A 14825-nucleotide genomic window follows, 5' to 3' on the forward strand; every position below is an offset into this window, starting at 1 on the left:
AGTGCGGTTAAGTTTATATGTGTTTTCCTTTTTCTTTTTGAGCCGCGAAATCTGCACCTTTTGCTAACATTCTTAATTGTAAAATTACGCGTGTTTTGAGTTGTTCTCTTTCAGCTTTATTCATATCTAAAGCATTTGCTCCAGCGGTGAAGACAATAGTCACAATGCCTTCAGCTTGAACATATGCAATATATTGAGAATACTGATGCTTAGATGAAATATACTCTGCGAGTTCATCAACAAAATGTTTGATTTCGCGTGCGGCTGCAGTGCGAAATGCTTGGGAGGTCCCCGAGCTTTCTCGTAATAATAAGCGGAAAACATTTGTGCTGTTGGTAATAAATTCAAAAAATGTATCAACAGAAACGGAAATTACACTACCACCTGCATCGATACGTTTACGCGCTTGTCGCATTAATTGACGCAAAATTAAACCAGCTTCATCTACCATTTCTAAGCCTAATTCATCCATGTCACTAAAATGACGATAAAATGAAGTTGGCGCAATACCTGCTTCACGAGCGACTTCGCGTAAACTTAAGTTGGAAAAGCTTTTTTCCGCACTGAGCTGATTAAACGCGGCATTTACTAAGGCTCGACGTGTTTTCTCTTTTTGAATTGCACGAACCCCGGCCATTATTTTTCTCCGGCTAAAATTAATTTTACTTCACTGCTGATTGCACCGGCTACGCGTTCGTAACGGTTACGTAAAGGTGAACCAGGTCGATAAACCAAAGCAATAGTGCGTGATGGTTCAGGTGAGTGACAAGGAATATATTTTACACCTTTACGAGCACCTTCATTTAATACAGCAAGTTCAGGCATAAACGTGATACCTGCATTTGCAGAGACCATATTGCGCAAAGTTTCTAGGCTTGTGGCTTGGAAGTGGGCATTTTCTTTTGCGCCTGCCGTGAAACAATAATCTAAAGCCTGATTACGTAAGCAATGACCATCGTCTAACATTAGCATTTCTTGCCCTTTCAGCTGATTCATAGACATTTTCTTTTCTTTTGCCCAAGGATGTTCATCTGATACGGCCAGTAACATTTTTTCGTTAAAAATAGGCACTTCAATAAAGGCTTCTGTTTCAGGCACGGTGGCTACAATTGCACAATCTAAACGACCAGTTTCGAGTTGTTCTAGCAATTGATGCGTTTGTGCTTCGTAGAGAAAGACCTCTAGATCCGGAAAGGCAGCTTTTAGCGTTGGAACAATATAAGGTAATAAATAAGGGCCAACAGTTGGAATTAAACCGATATGCAACGGGCCAGTCATTTCTTTGCCTTGATTACTTGCCATTTCTTTCAATAATTTTACTTCACGCAACACGGTACGCGCTTGTTCTACAAGTAACATACCTGATTGTGTGAATAATACTTTACGGCTGGTTCGTTCTAATAAAATAATGCCAAGTTCATCTTCGAGCTTGCGAATTTGACCACTCAAAGTGGGTTGGCTGACATTGCAAGAATCGGCAGCACGGCGGAAATGTTTATATTCTGATAAGGCTACAAGGTATTCTAAATCTCGGATATTCATTTGATTCTTCCTATAGAAAACTTCAATTAAAAAAATAGAATTAATTGATTGTAACTATACCATAAATTTCCCTATAATCTAGCGCATTCAAATTAAATCAACAACCAATAGGAGAATAATGATGATGTCTAATATGGAAGGCAAAAAAGTCCCTCAAGTGACATTCCGCACTCGTCAGGGTGATAAATGGGTTGATGTAACTACCTCTGAATTATTTGATAACAAAACAGTGATCGTGTTCTCATTACCGGGCGCATTCACTCCAACTTGCTCATCATCACACTTACCACGTTACAACGAATTAGCCCCTGTATTCAAAAAATATGGTGTGGATGATATTGTTGTAGTTTCAGTCAATGATACTTTCGTGATGAATGCGTGGAAAGAAGACGAAAAATCTGAAAACATCACTTTCATTCCAGATGGTAATGGTGAGTTTACAGAAGGCATGGGAATGCTTGTTGGTAAAGAAGATTTAGGTTTTGGTAAACGTTCTTGGCGCTATTCTATGTTGGTGAAAAATGGCGTAGTAGAAAAAATGTTTGTTGAACCAAATGAACCGGGTGATCCGTTCAAAGTTTCTGATGCAGATACAATGTTAAAATATCTTGCGCCACAGCATCAAATTCAAGAATCTATTTCAATCTTTACTAAACCAGGTTGTCCGTATTGCACAAAAGCAAAACAACTTTTACATGATAAAGGATTAAGTTTTGAAGAAATCGTATTAGGTCATGATGCTACTATCGTGAGTGTACGCGCGGTTTCTGGTCGTACTACTGTTCCACAAGTGTTTATCGGTGGTAAGCATATTGGCGGTAGCGACGATTTGGAAAAATACTTTTCATAACCAGGCAAGTATTTAGCTGATTATTATTTGGGAATTTAATTTAAAGGGCGCATCGTGCGCCCTTTTCATTTGTACGAATTTATTGCAGAAATTAATAATGCGGTGGTGGCGTTTCTTCCGCTTGGCTTGCAATATTTGTGGGATGAAAATCTTTTAATTTACTTGCCACATAGCGTAGCTGAACTTGCATTTTATCAAGCGCAAATTGTTGTTGAACTAATGCATGATTCAGTTCGTCTAATAGTTGCTCTTGAAACGCAATTTTGGTTTCAAGTTCAGCAATACGATTTTCTAATATTTGTTCAATGTGCATAAAATTTCTCTAAATTTTAAAAAAAAGTTGAGAATAGGTTAAAAGCGATTTAATCTAGCCTCAGAATTGTTTCATTTATTATAAAGGATTAACGCATATGTTAAAAATTCAAAAATTATCTATCGCAGCATTAATGGTAAGTGCGGTGATTTCTGGCCAAGTTTTTGCGGAAGAAAAAGCGCTTGATGAGAAAGCTGCCTCTTATGCCGTGGGCGCATTAATGGGTGGGCAAATGAAAGATTTGGTCGATGCGCACAAAGAAGTGATTACTTATGATAATGCTCGTATCTTAGATGGTTTAAAAGATGCTTTAGAGGGTAAAGTTGATGTGCGTAAAGATGAAAATGTACAAAAAACTTTAGAAGCTATTGAAGCGAAATTAGTATCTGCATCAAAAGCAAAAGCGGAAGCCATTGCGAAAAGTGCTCAGGATGAGGGGGATAAATATCGCGCTGATTTTGCTAAAGGCAAGGATGTTAAAACGACTAAATCAGGTTTACTTTACAAAATTGAAAATGCAGGTAAAGGTGAGGCAATTAAGGCTACCGATACTGTAAAAGTGCATTACACTGGTAAATTACCAAATGGCAAAGTATTTGATAGCTCTGTAGAGCGTGGTCAACCGGTTGAATTCCAATTAAATCAAGTTATTCCTGGATGGACAGAAGGCCTTCAATTGGTGAAAAAAGGTGGCAAAATTCAGTTAGTGATTCCACCAGCGTTAGGTTATGGTAAACAAGGTGCCGGTGCTTCTATTCCACCTAATTCAACTCTCATTTTTGATGTAGAAGTTTTAGATGTAAATCCTAAATCAGAAAAATAATACTTCTAGTCATGGCACGTGTTTTTTTAATGCGTGCCACTTGTTATAAAACTCAGTGAATTTTGACCGCACTTTTAACCTTGAATCATGACATTAAACGATAAACAACCTTTCACGGATGAAGATCGCACTATTATTAATTCTTATAAAGCGGTTGTTGATGGCGTTAGCGCGCTGATTGGCGAACACTGTGAAATCGTTTTACATTCTTTAGAAGATATTGAGCATTCTGCTATTTGTATTGCAAATGGCCATAATACGAATCGTCAAGTTGGTTCGCCTATTACTGATTTGGCATTACGTTCACTCCGTAATATGCAAAGTGAAAGTGTTTCTAAGCCTTATTTTACTCGCACTAAAGGCAGTGTGTTGATGAAATCTGTCACGATTGCGATTCATAATAAAGCCCAACGTATTATTGGTTTACTTTGTATTAACATTAATTTAGACGTGCCCATTTCACAATTTGTACAGGCTTTTATGCCAACAGAAAAAACAGAAGAAACATCGGCTGTCAATTTTGCAAGCTCTGTTGAGGATTTAGTCAATCAAACTATTGAGAAAACCATAGAGGAAGTAAATACTGATCGTATGGTGGCCAATAACACTAAAAACCGCCAAATTGTCTTATCTCTGTATGAAAAAGGCATTTTTGACATTAAAGATGCAATCAATTTAGTGGCTGAGCGTTTGGATATTTCTCGCCATACAGTCTATCTCTATATTCGTCAAATAAAACACGAGCAAGAATAATGCGCTATGTACTTGCAGTTAAAAGCCCTATTTATGGTCAGCAAGGGGCTTTTTTAGCTTACCAATTTGCCAAGGCATTGATTGAAAGAAAACATGATATCGCCCAAATTTTCTTTTTCCAAGATGGTGTGACGAATGGCAACGCATTAGTTTATCCTGCTAGTGATGAAATCAATTTGCAAAAGTGTTGGCAAGATCTTGCTATGATGCATCAAATCCCATTGCACCTTTGTGTTGCCGCTTCACAACGTCGTGGTATCGTGGATACTTTAACAGCTATCAACCCAGAAAACATTAATCTTGCTGAGGGCTTCACGATTGCGGGGCTAGGTGAATTTATATCGGCAACATTAAAGGCTGAGCGAGTCATCACATTATGAAAATTGCTTTTTTGTTTAAAACCGCTCCCCATGGCACCGCACTTTCTCGTGAGGGATTAGATGCATTACTTGCCGCAACGGCTTTTTGTGATGAAGAGGATATTGGCGTATTCTTTATAGATGACGGTGTGCTGAATCTTGTTTCTTATCAACAGCCAGAACATATTCTCCAAAAAGATTTTATTCGCACCTTTAAATTGTTAGATTTATATGAAATAACACAACGTTTCATTTGTTCAGAAAGTTTGGAAAAATTTGGCATTTCGTCAGAGCAATGTATTATTTCAGCTGAAAAAATGGATCGTGCTTCTTTTATGTCCAAACTGAATCAATCTGAAAAATTGCTGACTTTTTAAGGAAAATTATGCTTTATACTTTTTCACAAGCAGATTATGCGCAAAGAGAACTTGAGGGGTATTTTGCGAATATTACTGAGAATGATGCGGTGATGTTATGGCAAGATGGAGTCTTGCTCGCAATTAAATATCCGCATTGTTTTGAACAATGCCCAGCTGAATGTCTGTTGTTAGAGCAAGATATTCTGGCAAGAAATCTCACCTCACTTTTATCTGGGGAAAGTAAAGTACGGTCTATTACTATGCTGGATTTTGTGGCGATAACGCAGAAGTTTTACCCGCAATTAGCACTCTGAATTAAACTAAATTTGTCACAGTGTATTAAGCAGGTAAAATTTTTTTATTTGCTCCCCATTCTCTTCTAGCCAGAATCATGGCCTACCTCTTTTTATTATAAACGGTTTATCGGGCTGTTTATTTTTTACGTTTCGCTCTTGGATGAGCCTGATCGTACACTTCTGCCAGATGTTGAAAATTTAAGTGAGTATAAATTTGTGTGGTGGAAAGATTGCTATGCCCAAGCAATTCTTGCACGGCGCGTAAATCAGAACTGGCTTCTAACATATGGGTCGCAAAAGAATGACGCAGTTTGTGCGGATTAAGATGGCTATTTAAGCCTTGGCGAATGCCCCAAGTTTCCAAGCGTTTTTGAATGGCCCGATGAGAAATGCGATTTCCAAGCTGGCTAACAAATAATGCCTCATCTTTTGGGTTAAATAATGCCCGCACTTTTAACCATTCTTGAATGGCATGCGACGCATAACGCCCAAACGGCACTACACGCTCTTTGTTGCCTTTCCCGATAACACGCACTTCCCGCACACGGGTATTAATGCTGTTTAAATCTAAGCCTTGTAATTCAGATAAACGCAAACCTGAACTATACATTAATTCCAAAATAGCACGATCACGAATATCAATCGGCTCTTTGCTATCGTTCGCAAGCAACTGTTGAACTTGCTCGCCATCCATATTTTTCGGTAAATGCTTGCCTTGTTTCGGTGCGGAAATGCCTGTAGCGGGATTCACTTTCAATTCGCCTTGTTGCACCAAAAAACTGAGAAATCGACGTAGTGCCGATAAACGCAAAGCCAAACTTTTTTCTTTTAAGCCTTGTTTTTTGCTTTCTGCCAAAATAAAGCGCACCACGCTAGGTGTCACTTGTGCCCAAGCGTGAATATCTTGTTGCGCTAAGATTTTGATGATAGCTTCAAGTTGATGTTGATAATTGGTGAGCGTGTGAGGGCTCATTTGTCGTTCAATCCGCAAATAATCCCAATAACGATTTAACGCAGTTAGCATTACAAACTCAATTCAAATAAACGTTCTTTCGGGTTCAATTTAAACCCTTCCGATTCCAACATTGAATATTGATTTTGCGCTAATTCCGCGACTAAACGATTGGATTGCGTGAAATACACAAAGTCTTTTGCTTTAGAAATCAGCGCAGCATAAATTTCTGTTTGTTGCGCATGTTCCAACACAAAAATATCGGTGATTTGCCAATAGCGTTGTAATTGTAAAGAAGAAAGGCGAGGGAAAAGCTGCACAAAGCCAATAGCCTTTTCATTTTCGTCCACGGCAATAAAAAACAGACTTTCATTAAAACGCATGCGATTAGTTAAAAAAGCCAAGGTGCGTTCTGGATTCTCTGCTTGCCCATAGGCTTGGCGATAGGCTTCAAAAAGAGGGAGAAGCACGTCAATATTCCATTGTTCAGCTTTGAAAAGTTTCATAATTGGTTATTTTTTATTGGTTCCATACAGGTAATTGTAGCTTTTTAGCACAAGATAATCATCTTTCTATGAGAATTTTTTTAATTTTATGATCTTCTGCAAAGAATCGTGGCGAAATTTTGGTATAGTAAGCGAGTTAATTTTATCAACTATGGAGAAACAAAAATGGCACGTCGTCCTTTAGTTATGGGTAACTGGAAATTAAACGGTTCCAAAGCGTTCACCAAAGAATTAATCGAGAGATTAAAAGCAGAATTACATGATGTAACAGGTTGTGATGTAGCAATTGCCCCCCCCGTTATGTATTTAGGTACGGCTGAAGCAGCACTTTCTGGTTGTGGTTGCAGCTGTGGCGGTAAAAGTGTGATTCAATTAGGTGCACAAAACGTAGATATCAATGTGAAAGGTGCATTTACCGGTGATATTTCTAGCGAAATGTTAAAAGATTTTGGTGCAAAATATATCATTATTGGCCACTCTGAGCGTCGTACTTACCACAAAGAAAGCGACGAATTCGTAGCGAAAAAATTTGGTGCATTAAAAGAAGCTGGTTTAGTACCAGTATTATGTATCGGTGAAACTGAAGCTGAAAACGAAGCAGGCAAAACAGAAGAAGTGTGTGCACGTCAAATTGATGCAGTCATCAATGCATTAGGCGTAGAAGCATTCAACGGTGCAGTGATCGCATACGAACCAATCTGGGCGATCGGTACGGGTAAATCTGCGACTCCAGCACAAGCACAAGCCGTTCACGCATTTATCCGTCGTCACATTGCAGCAAAATCACAAGCCGTGGCAGACCAAGTAATTATCCAATACGGCGGTTCTGTAAATGATGCAAATGCCGCTGAATTATTTACTCAGCCAGACATCGACGGTGCATTAGTAGGTGGCGCATCATTAAAAGCCCCAGCATTTGCAGTAATTGTAAAAGCAGCGGCAGCAGCGAAAAATTAATTTTCATTTAATTAGAATAACAACAAAGTGCGGTGAATTTTCACCGCACTTTTGTTTATGAATTCAAGCAAACTGCATCGACAATTACTTTCCATTCGTTTGATCGAGAATTTTCGTCACCACTTTCAAATACTCAACCGCCAAGCCCTGTTGAGCAACACTGGCATTAAAAACTAAGTCTTCGGAAAGTACGCCACAAGGTTGGTCTTTTGGTACTTCGCCATTTTCATAAGCCTCAAAATCCTCTCGCCAATCGCCTTCGAAGTAATAATGTTCTAGGCGTTTCATTTTAAGCAAAAATGCCTGCCATTTTTCCAAAAATTGTTCTGCCTCGGCAAGAAAGCCATTTGCTTCATCTAAAATACTTTCCATTTCGGCAAGTTGGGATAAACGTTCTTTTGATAGCATATTTTTCTCTCATTTTATAAAAGTGTGGTCGGAGCAGATTTTACCGCACTTACGTTATAAAGTTATCCGTTATTCACAGAGATTGAATGTAAAGTCAATAATTTACAATGTAAAGATTGTAAATTTTGGTAAAGATACTTTTCATTTATTTTAATTGCTTGTAGAATTCGTGCGAAATTTAAATAGCGTATTTTATAGACAAATTTGTTATAAAAGACGTTAATCTGATAAACAAGGCTGTTTATCTATTCGTTATGCCGATAGCGAAAACCGCTGTTATCTATTTTAATACTAGGAGAAAACCTGAATGAACAACATTTTCAAAGTAATTTGGAATCACGCAACCCAAACTTGGACTGCTGTGGGTGAATTAGCGTCCGCAAAAGGTAAATCAAAATCTGTAAAATTAGCCGCAATTTCTACCGCACTTTTAGCTGTTGTGGCAGGTGGAGCACAAGCTGCAAATGTAGTTACGAAAGCAGAAGATAGAGGCGGATTAGCAATTGGAACTGACACAGTAACAAATCAATTTTATGGAAATGCAGACTATAAAGCTAAAACAGGTTTAAGTGAAAATAAAGCTGAAGCGAAAGTAAATGCTTATGATGGTATTGCAATTGGTAATGGTGCTCTTTCTGGTTCTAATTCTGGTACAGCCGGTAATGCACATATCGCAATAGGTTTAATGTCTCAAGCAACTGGTAATTTTGCAAATGGTAAGGATACTGGTGGTGCAAACGCTCAAAATGCAGCGGTTGCATTAGGGGCATATTCATTAGCTAGGGGTCAGGGCAGTACTGCACTTGGTGCCCACGCTGTTGCAGATGAGGTGGACTCTACAGCAGTAGGTAAAGTTGCTAATGCGAAAGGACAGTCATCTACTGCTGTCGGTCAACAGGCAGAGGCAATTCAGCGAGCTACTGCAACTGGTGCACAATCAAAAGCTTTGGGAACTTACTCTACTGCGATGGGGCAAAGCGCTACAGCTAATTCTTGGGATTCCATTACTGTTGGTAGTGCTTCAAAAGTATCTGGCCAGGGTTCTGTTAATGTGGGTAGTAACTCAGTATTATCAGGTAAAAACATCGCGGCTGTTGGTGCAGATTCAAAGATATCCAGTAATAATGTTTCAACATTAGGTTCAAATATAACTGTAGCCGCAGGTCGTGATGGCGCTGTTGTACTAGGCCATGGTAGTGATGCAGGGAAAGAGTCTACAAAGGTTATGGCTGTAAATTCAGCTGTGGCTGATGGTTCTCCATTGGTTTATTCTGATTTTGCGGGTAAGTTAGGTGGAACTGATACTGATGGTACAAATAAAGAAGCTACAGGTAAGCAAGGTAATGTTGTATCTGTTGGATCTAAAGGTAATGAACGTCAAATTAAACATGTTGCAGCAGGTCAAATTACAGCAGACTCAACTGATGCAATCAATGGTTCACAACTTTACCAAGTAGCTAAAACTTTAGGTACGGCAGCAAACCAAACAGCTAATGCTTTGGGTGTTACTTTAAATCCAAATGGTACGTTAAGTGGATTCTCACAACCATTAACTATTGCTGAAGGTAGTGATTATAATAAAGATGAAAATGGTAACGACAAAGCACCTATAACAGCGACAAATGTGGGTGATGCAATCAAAAATCTAAATAGTTATGTTAATGCTGGTTGGAAGGTAGCTACACCTTCTACTAGTGAAGATAAAGGTACAGTATCAATTGGACATACTGTTAACTTTGTTGGCGTGGGTAACGTAGATGTTGATGGTGAATTTGACAACAAAAATGGTACTCATAATATAAACATTTCTGTAGATTCACCTCTTGACTACGCAAGTACAAAAGCCGAAGTCGAAGTAGGTGGCAAGAAAGTCGATGTAGATGTAGTTAAAGCGAATGATGGTAAATGGTACCCGAAAGATCAAGTAGATGAAAACAATAATCCTAAAGACGACGCTGAGTCAATTCCATCATCAGAAATAGTGAAAAAAGGCGCTAAATTAACTGACTCTGATACAGAGAATAATCCGTATGAGAAAGGTAATTCCTATACCTATGATGAGAACGGCAATATTACTGCCACTGGTTATGATAACACTAAACCAGAATCTAAGGATAAGATTACCGCAGGGAAAAATGGTGTTCAGTTAAATAATGTGGGCTGGGCTACACAACCAGATCAAGCTGTAAATAAAGATCAGTTAGATCAAACTGTGAATAAATCTGGCTTCTTCGTCAAAAATAACGGCGAGGATGTTGCAACAAAAGACTCTGATAACAAAGCGATTTCTCCTAAAGATAAAGTGACACCAAATGATGTAATTAACTTTGCAAATGGTGATGGCACTGTAGTCAACGTGAAAACTGTACGTGATGACAAGGGCGTAGATACAACGACAGTTTCTGTTGATGTTGATGCGGCAAAAGTAATTGATAAAGTTAAAGGTAACGTAACAGCAGCTAAAGTTGATGGTGATGATGCTGGTAAAGTAACGGTTGAAGAGGCTGATAAAGGTAAGTTAGCGACGGTTGATACAGTAAAAGATGCAATTAACAGCTCATTCTGGACAGCTCGTGTTGAAAATAATGATAAGCAAGTTGTAAAAACTGCTGATAACAGTGCGAATGCAACCATTAAAGCAGGTTCAAATGTAGCATTTGTTGCAGGTAAGAACTTAGTTGCCAACCAAACAACAACGGGTGATAACACAGTATTTACTTACGGTTTAGCATCAGAAATTGAAGTTGATAAGATTACTGTGAAGGCTAAAGCTGGTGAAGCAGATAAAGGAACAACTGTTGAAAATGGTAAAGTAACTAACTTAAATGATCATTTAACAGCACCAGAAAAAGTAGCAGCTGATAAAGCGAAAGTAGCTAATGCAACAGTCGTATCTTCAGCGCCAATTTCAGGTAATGGAAATGAAGCAGCAACAGTTAATGACGTGTTAAATGCAGGTTGGAACTTAAAAACTAATGGCAATCAGACCGCGGCTATAACTAATGGTAAAGGTCTTGACTTTACAAGTTCTGATGACTCGGTAACGATTACTCCAACGGTAGATAACAAAGGCAATGCGAAAGTAAATGTTGCTGTAAATACTACAAACGTGATTAATGGTGTTAAGGGTAATGTAACGGCAGCTAAAGTTGATGGTGATGATGCTGGTAAAGTAACGGTTGAAGAGGCTGATAAAGGTAAGTTAGCGACGGTTGATACAGTAAAAGATGCAATTAACAGCTCATTCTGGACAGCTCGTGTTGAAAATAATGATAAGCAAGTTGTAAAAACTGCTGATAACAGTGCGAATGCAACCATTAAAGCAGGTTCAAATGTAGCATTTGTTGCAGGTAAGAACTTAGTTGCCAACCAAACAACAACGGGTGATAACACAGTATTTACTTACGGTTTAGCATCAGAAATTGAAGTTGATAAGATTACTGTGAAGGCTAAAGCTGGTGAAGCAGATAAAGGAACAACTGTTGAAAATGGTAAAGTAACTAACTTAAATGATCATTTAACAGCACCAGAAAAAGTAGCAGCTGATAAAGCGAAAGTAGCTAATGCAACAGTCGTATCTTCAGCGCCAATTTCAGGTAATGGAAATGAAGCAGCAACAGTTAATGACGTGTTAAATGCAGGTTGGAACTTAAAAACTAATGGCAATCAGACCGCGGCTATAACTAATGGTAAAGGTCTTGACTTTACAAGTTCTGATGACTCGGTANCTAACTTAAATGATCATTTAACAGCACCAGAAAAAGTAGCAGCTGATAAAGCGAAAGTAGCTAATGCAACAGTCGTATCTTCAGCGCCAATTTCAGGTAATGGAAATGAAGCAGCAACAGTTAATGATGTGTTAAATGCAGGTTGGAATTTAAAAACTAATGGCAATCAGGCAGCAGCTATAACTAATGGTAAAGGTCTTGATTTTGCGAGTGATGATAATTCAGTAACTATTACCCCAACTGTGGATAAAGATGGTAATGCGAAAGTTAACTTCTCTGTAAATGCAACCTCTGTTATTAATAATAATAAAGGTTCTATTAAAGAAGCTTCAACAGATCCTAAAGCAGCTAATGCAGGTAAAGTGACAGTTTCTGATGCTGATAAAGGTAAGTTAGCGACAGTTGATACAGTTGCCGAGGCAATTAACAGCGCAGCAACTTTCGTGAAAGTAGCTGACTCACAAGAGGTTATCGAAGCTTCAACTGCTAATGATAAAGGGGTTGCAGTTAAATCTGGCGATACGGTTACTCACACTGCGGGTAAAAACTTGAAAGTAAAACGTGATGGACAATCTGTAACTTATGCATTAGCACAAGATATTGATGTGAATAGCGTAAAAGCAACAAATGGCGTTACCATCGGTAGTGGTGATAATGCAACTACAATTACCTCTAACGATAAAGGTTTAAACCTTGCAGGTAAGGATGGTGCAGCAACCAATATCAATAATGTGAAAGATGCGGAACTCAATTCAACATCTAAACAAGCTGTTAATGGTAGCCAATTATATGCTACAAACAAAAAAGTAGCGGGCTTAGAAGGAACAGTTAATAACTTAAGTAATGTTATTAATCATCACGCTGGTGCTATTGATAGCCTAGACAGAAAAGTAAACAAACACAGCAAACAAGCGCGTGCAGGTATTGCAGGTGCGAATGCAGCGGCGGCATTACCACAAGCTTATACTCAAGGTAAAGCAATGGTGGCTGCAGCAGCGGGTACCTTCAAAGGTCAAAATGCTTTAGCTGTAGGTTACTCTCGTATTAGTGATAATGGTAAAGTAATCTTAAAACTTCAAGGTAACGCAAACACCAGTGGTGATGTGGGTGCCGGAGTTGGTGTAGGTTACCAATGGTAATAGCGTAATCATTTATGATGGGATTTTCCCATCATGAATAAATCCTAAAAGTGCGGTGAAAATTCACCGCACTTTTTTATTTTCTTAGCTTCACCAATTCTACTTCGTGATTTTCCCCTTTTTTTAGAATTAAATTGGCACGTTCTCGTGTTGGCAATATGTTCTGATTAAGATTTAATCCATTAATTTCATCCCAAATTTTGCTTGCTGTGGCAATGGCTTCTTCTTTTGATAACTTTGCATAGTGCTTGAAATAAGAATTAGGATCAGTAAAGGCACTTTCACGGAATTTTAAAAATCGTTTGATATACCATTCTTTTAATAAATGTTCTTCTGCATCAACATAGATGGAGAAATCAACAAAGTCAGACACGAAGGTTTGATTTGCTTTATTGTTGCCTGTTTGTAGCACATTTAATCCTTCTAAAATGAGAATATCCGGTTGATCGACAACATCAAATTTATTGGGAATAATGTCGTATGTCAGGTGAGAATAAATTGGTGCATGAACGTTTCTTTTACCCGATTTTACATCAGCAAGAAAGCGAATGAGTTTGGGCGTGTCATAGGAAATGGGAAAACCTTTCTTTTGCAACAGATTATTTTGTTTGAGTTTCTCAAGTGGATAGAGAAAGCCATCAGTGGTGATGAGTTCAACTTTTCGCTCTTTTGGCCAATGGGAAAGAAGTGACTGTAATATCCGTGCAGATGTGCTTTTCCCGACAGCCACACTGCCAGCAATACTGATAACATAGGGAATTTTGGTATTGTTTCTGCCGAGAAATCGATGTAATACCGTTTGGCGACGTAAATTTTCATCGATGTAATAATTAATTAAGCGTGTCAGGGGTAAATAAATTGTGCTGACTTCATCCAGTGAAAGTTCTTCGTTAAAACCTAGGAGAGGCTTAAGATCTTGTTCTGTGAGTTTTAACGGAACGGATTTACGTAATTCAGCCCATTGTGCGCGATTGAAGCTTAAAAACGGGGTTAATTGATTTGAAAATTCCATGATGTAGTGATTTTATCGTGAAATAAATGCGAGAAAATATACTCTATAAGATGAAATTTCGCATTGATTTTTCAGCATACTTCATGATTTCTGATTAAAAAATCACATTTTTGATTGTGATTTAAACGAATAGACAAAAAAAATAAATTTTTTAGAAAAAACACTTGTCAGGAAAAGTTTTTTCCATATAATACGCCTCACTTGCTTACGACACGCCGACTTAGCTCAGTAGGTAGAGCAACTGACTTGTAATCAGTAGGTCATCAGTTCGATTCCGATAGTCGGCACCATTCCTTCGTATCAAGTATTCATTTAGCGTGGAGGGGTTCCCGAGCGGCCAAAGGGGGCAGACTGTAAATCTGTTGGCTCAGCCTTCGAAGGTTCGAATCCTTCTCCCTCCACCATCTTTTAGATGAATCCTGATGGGACAGACGAATTTAGGACTTGCGGGCATCGTATAATGGCTATTACCTTAGCCTTCCAAGCTAATGATGCGGGTTCGATTCCCGCTGCCCGCTCCAAACGCTGATATAGCTCAGTTGGTAGAGCGCACCCTTGGTAAGGGTGAGGTCGGCGGTTCAAATCCGCCTATCAGCACCATCCTTCATTTCTCTCTTCCTTCAATTATAGCAAACAATTTTATTGGTTAATGTGGTTTAATTTACCCATCGATAACCGTGTCTATTTAGAGGGACTCTTTAAATGTCTAAAGAAAAATTTGAACGTACAAAACCGCACGTAAACGTGGGTACAATCGGCCACGTTGACCACGGTAAAACAACTTTAACAGCAGCAATCACAACCGTATTATCTAAACACTACGGTGGT

16 protein-coding genes and 4 tRNA genes are annotated in these 14825 nt (G+C 38.6%); 13 read left to right on the plus strand and 7 right to left on the minus strand.

All coding sequences use genetic code 11. The features are described 5' to 3' along the window. Nucleotides 1-13: 13 nt before the first annotated feature. Complete coding sequence (gene fabR, locus LIX50_RS08345; RefSeq protein WP_048953364.1) at nucleotides 14-637, minus strand: HTH-type transcriptional repressor FabR; 624 nt, start codon at nucleotides 635-637, stop codon at nucleotides 14-16. Then, the gene (oxyR, locus tag LIX50_RS08350; RefSeq protein ID WP_048953362.1) at nucleotides 637-1542 is read right to left on the minus strand and encodes a DNA-binding transcriptional regulator OxyR; all 906 of its coding nucleotides are present in this window, start codon (nucleotides 1540-1542) and stop codon (nucleotides 637-639) included. Before oxyR ends, fabR begins: the two co-directional genes overlap by 1 nt. A gap of 124 nt (nucleotides 1543-1666) precedes the next feature. On the opposite strand from oxyR, the gene pgdx reads away from it, so the two are divergent. Continuing rightward, nucleotides 1667-2392, plus strand: a complete 726-nt coding sequence (pgdx, locus tag LIX50_RS08355; protein ID WP_048953383.1) for a hybrid peroxiredoxin PGdx — start codon at nucleotides 1667-1669, stop codon at nucleotides 2390-2392. A gap of 91 nt (nucleotides 2393-2483) precedes the next feature. On the opposite strand, the gene LIX50_RS08360 is transcribed toward pgdx, so the two are convergent. After that, nucleotides 2484-2705, minus strand: a complete 222-nt coding sequence (locus LIX50_RS08360; RefSeq protein ID WP_048953360.1) for a SlyX family protein — start codon at nucleotides 2703-2705, stop codon at nucleotides 2484-2486. Nucleotides 2706-2802: 97 nt separating this feature from the next. On the opposite strand from LIX50_RS08360, the gene fkpA reads away from it, so the two are divergent. The 5 genes from fkpA to LIX50_RS08385 all read left to right on the plus strand — a co-directional run bounded on the left by fkpA (nucleotide 2803) and on the right by LIX50_RS08385 (nucleotide 5313). After that, nucleotides 2803-3528 (plus strand): FKBP-type peptidyl-prolyl cis-trans isomerase, encoded by a 726-nt coding sequence (gene fkpA / locus LIX50_RS08365; protein ID WP_048953359.1) that lies wholly within the window; start codon nucleotides 2803-2805, stop codon nucleotides 3526-3528. 87 nt (nucleotides 3529-3615) lie between these two features. Beyond that, entirely contained in the window at nucleotides 3616-4281 is a 666-nt protein-coding gene (locus LIX50_RS08370) for a transcriptional regulator (protein ID WP_048953358.1), read from the plus strand. Then, entirely contained in the window at nucleotides 4281-4661 is a 381-nt protein-coding gene (tusD, locus tag LIX50_RS08375) for a sulfurtransferase complex subunit TusD (RefSeq protein WP_048953357.1), read from the plus strand. The genes LIX50_RS08370 and tusD overlap by 1 nt, the downstream gene beginning before the upstream one ends. Beyond that, nucleotides 4658-5017, plus strand: a complete 360-nt coding sequence (tusC, locus tag LIX50_RS08380; protein WP_048953356.1) for a sulfurtransferase complex subunit TusC — start codon at nucleotides 4658-4660, stop codon at nucleotides 5015-5017. The genes tusD and tusC overlap by 4 nt, the downstream gene beginning before the upstream one ends. Before the next feature lie 8 nt (nucleotides 5018-5025). After that, on the plus strand, nucleotides 5026-5313 hold the full coding sequence (locus LIX50_RS08385) for a DsrH/TusB family sulfur relay protein (protein ID WP_048953355.1): 288 nt from the start codon (nucleotides 5026-5028) through the stop codon (nucleotides 5311-5313). Between the two features lie 118 nt (nucleotides 5314-5431). On the opposite strand, the gene xerC is transcribed toward LIX50_RS08385, so the two are convergent. Both xerC and LIX50_RS08395 read right to left on the minus strand, forming a co-directional pair. After that, entirely contained in the window at nucleotides 5432-6319 is an 888-nt protein-coding gene (xerC, locus tag LIX50_RS08390; RefSeq protein WP_048953354.1) for a tyrosine recombinase XerC, read from the minus strand. Continuing rightward, the gene (locus tag LIX50_RS08395; protein WP_048953353.1) at nucleotides 6319-6753 is read right to left on the minus strand and encodes a GNAT family N-acetyltransferase; all 435 of its coding nucleotides are present in this window, start codon (nucleotides 6751-6753) and stop codon (nucleotides 6319-6321) included. The genes xerC and LIX50_RS08395 overlap by 1 nt, the downstream gene beginning before the upstream one ends. A 165-nt stretch (nucleotides 6754-6918) precedes the next feature. Here LIX50_RS08395 and tpiA point away from each other — a divergent pair, with 165 nt between their 5' ends. Next, a complete protein-coding gene (gene tpiA, locus LIX50_RS08400; RefSeq protein WP_226385935.1) occupies nucleotides 6919-7710 on the plus strand; it encodes a triose-phosphate isomerase in 792 nt (263 codons plus the stop codon). A gap of 84 nt (nucleotides 7711-7794) precedes the next feature. On the opposite strand, the gene LIX50_RS08405 is transcribed toward tpiA, so the two are convergent. Beyond that, on the minus strand, nucleotides 7795-8118 hold the full coding sequence (locus LIX50_RS08405; RefSeq protein WP_215768098.1) for a DUF4298 domain-containing protein: 324 nt from the start codon (nucleotides 8116-8118) through the stop codon (nucleotides 7795-7797). Nucleotides 8119-8425: 307 nt separating this feature from the next. Between LIX50_RS08405 and LIX50_RS08410 the strand changes: the two genes are divergently transcribed. Continuing rightward, nucleotides 8426-12985, plus strand: coding sequence for a YadA-like family protein (locus LIX50_RS08410; RefSeq protein ID WP_226385936.1), 4560 nt, complete (start codon nucleotides 8426-8428; stop codon nucleotides 12983-12985). Between the two features lie 76 nt (nucleotides 12986-13061). Here LIX50_RS08410 and coaA read toward each other — a convergent pair whose 3' ends face one another. Next, nucleotides 13062-13997, minus strand: a complete 936-nt coding sequence (gene coaA / locus LIX50_RS08415; RefSeq protein ID WP_048953349.1) for a type I pantothenate kinase — start codon at nucleotides 13995-13997, stop codon at nucleotides 13062-13064. Between the two features lie 214 nt (nucleotides 13998-14211). On the opposite strand from coaA, the gene LIX50_RS08420 reads away from it, so the two are divergent. The 5 genes from LIX50_RS08420 to LIX50_RS08440 form a co-directional block, all read left to right on the plus strand. Beyond that, nucleotides 14212-14287: transfer RNA gene (locus LIX50_RS08420), tRNA-Thr, on the plus strand. A 29-nt stretch (nucleotides 14288-14316) separates the two neighbouring features. Further along, nucleotides 14317-14401: transfer RNA gene (locus LIX50_RS08425), tRNA-Tyr, on the plus strand. 42 nt (nucleotides 14402-14443) lie between these two features. Then, nucleotides 14444-14518, plus strand: a tRNA-Gly gene (locus LIX50_RS08430). Nucleotides 14519-14521: 3 nt separating this feature from the next. Continuing rightward, nucleotides 14522-14597, plus strand: a tRNA-Thr gene (locus LIX50_RS08435). 102 nt (nucleotides 14598-14699) lie between these two features. Then, nucleotides 14700-14825, plus strand: a 126-nt coding sequence (locus LIX50_RS08440) for a GTP-binding protein (protein WP_239992769.1), incomplete at its 3' end; no start/stop codon positions are given.

It is taken from the genome of Haemophilus sp. Marseille-P9675 (assembly GCF_916862695.1).
GTDB classification, from domain to species: Bacteria; Pseudomonadota; Gammaproteobacteria; order Enterobacterales; family Pasteurellaceae; genus Haemophilus; species Haemophilus haemolyticus_K.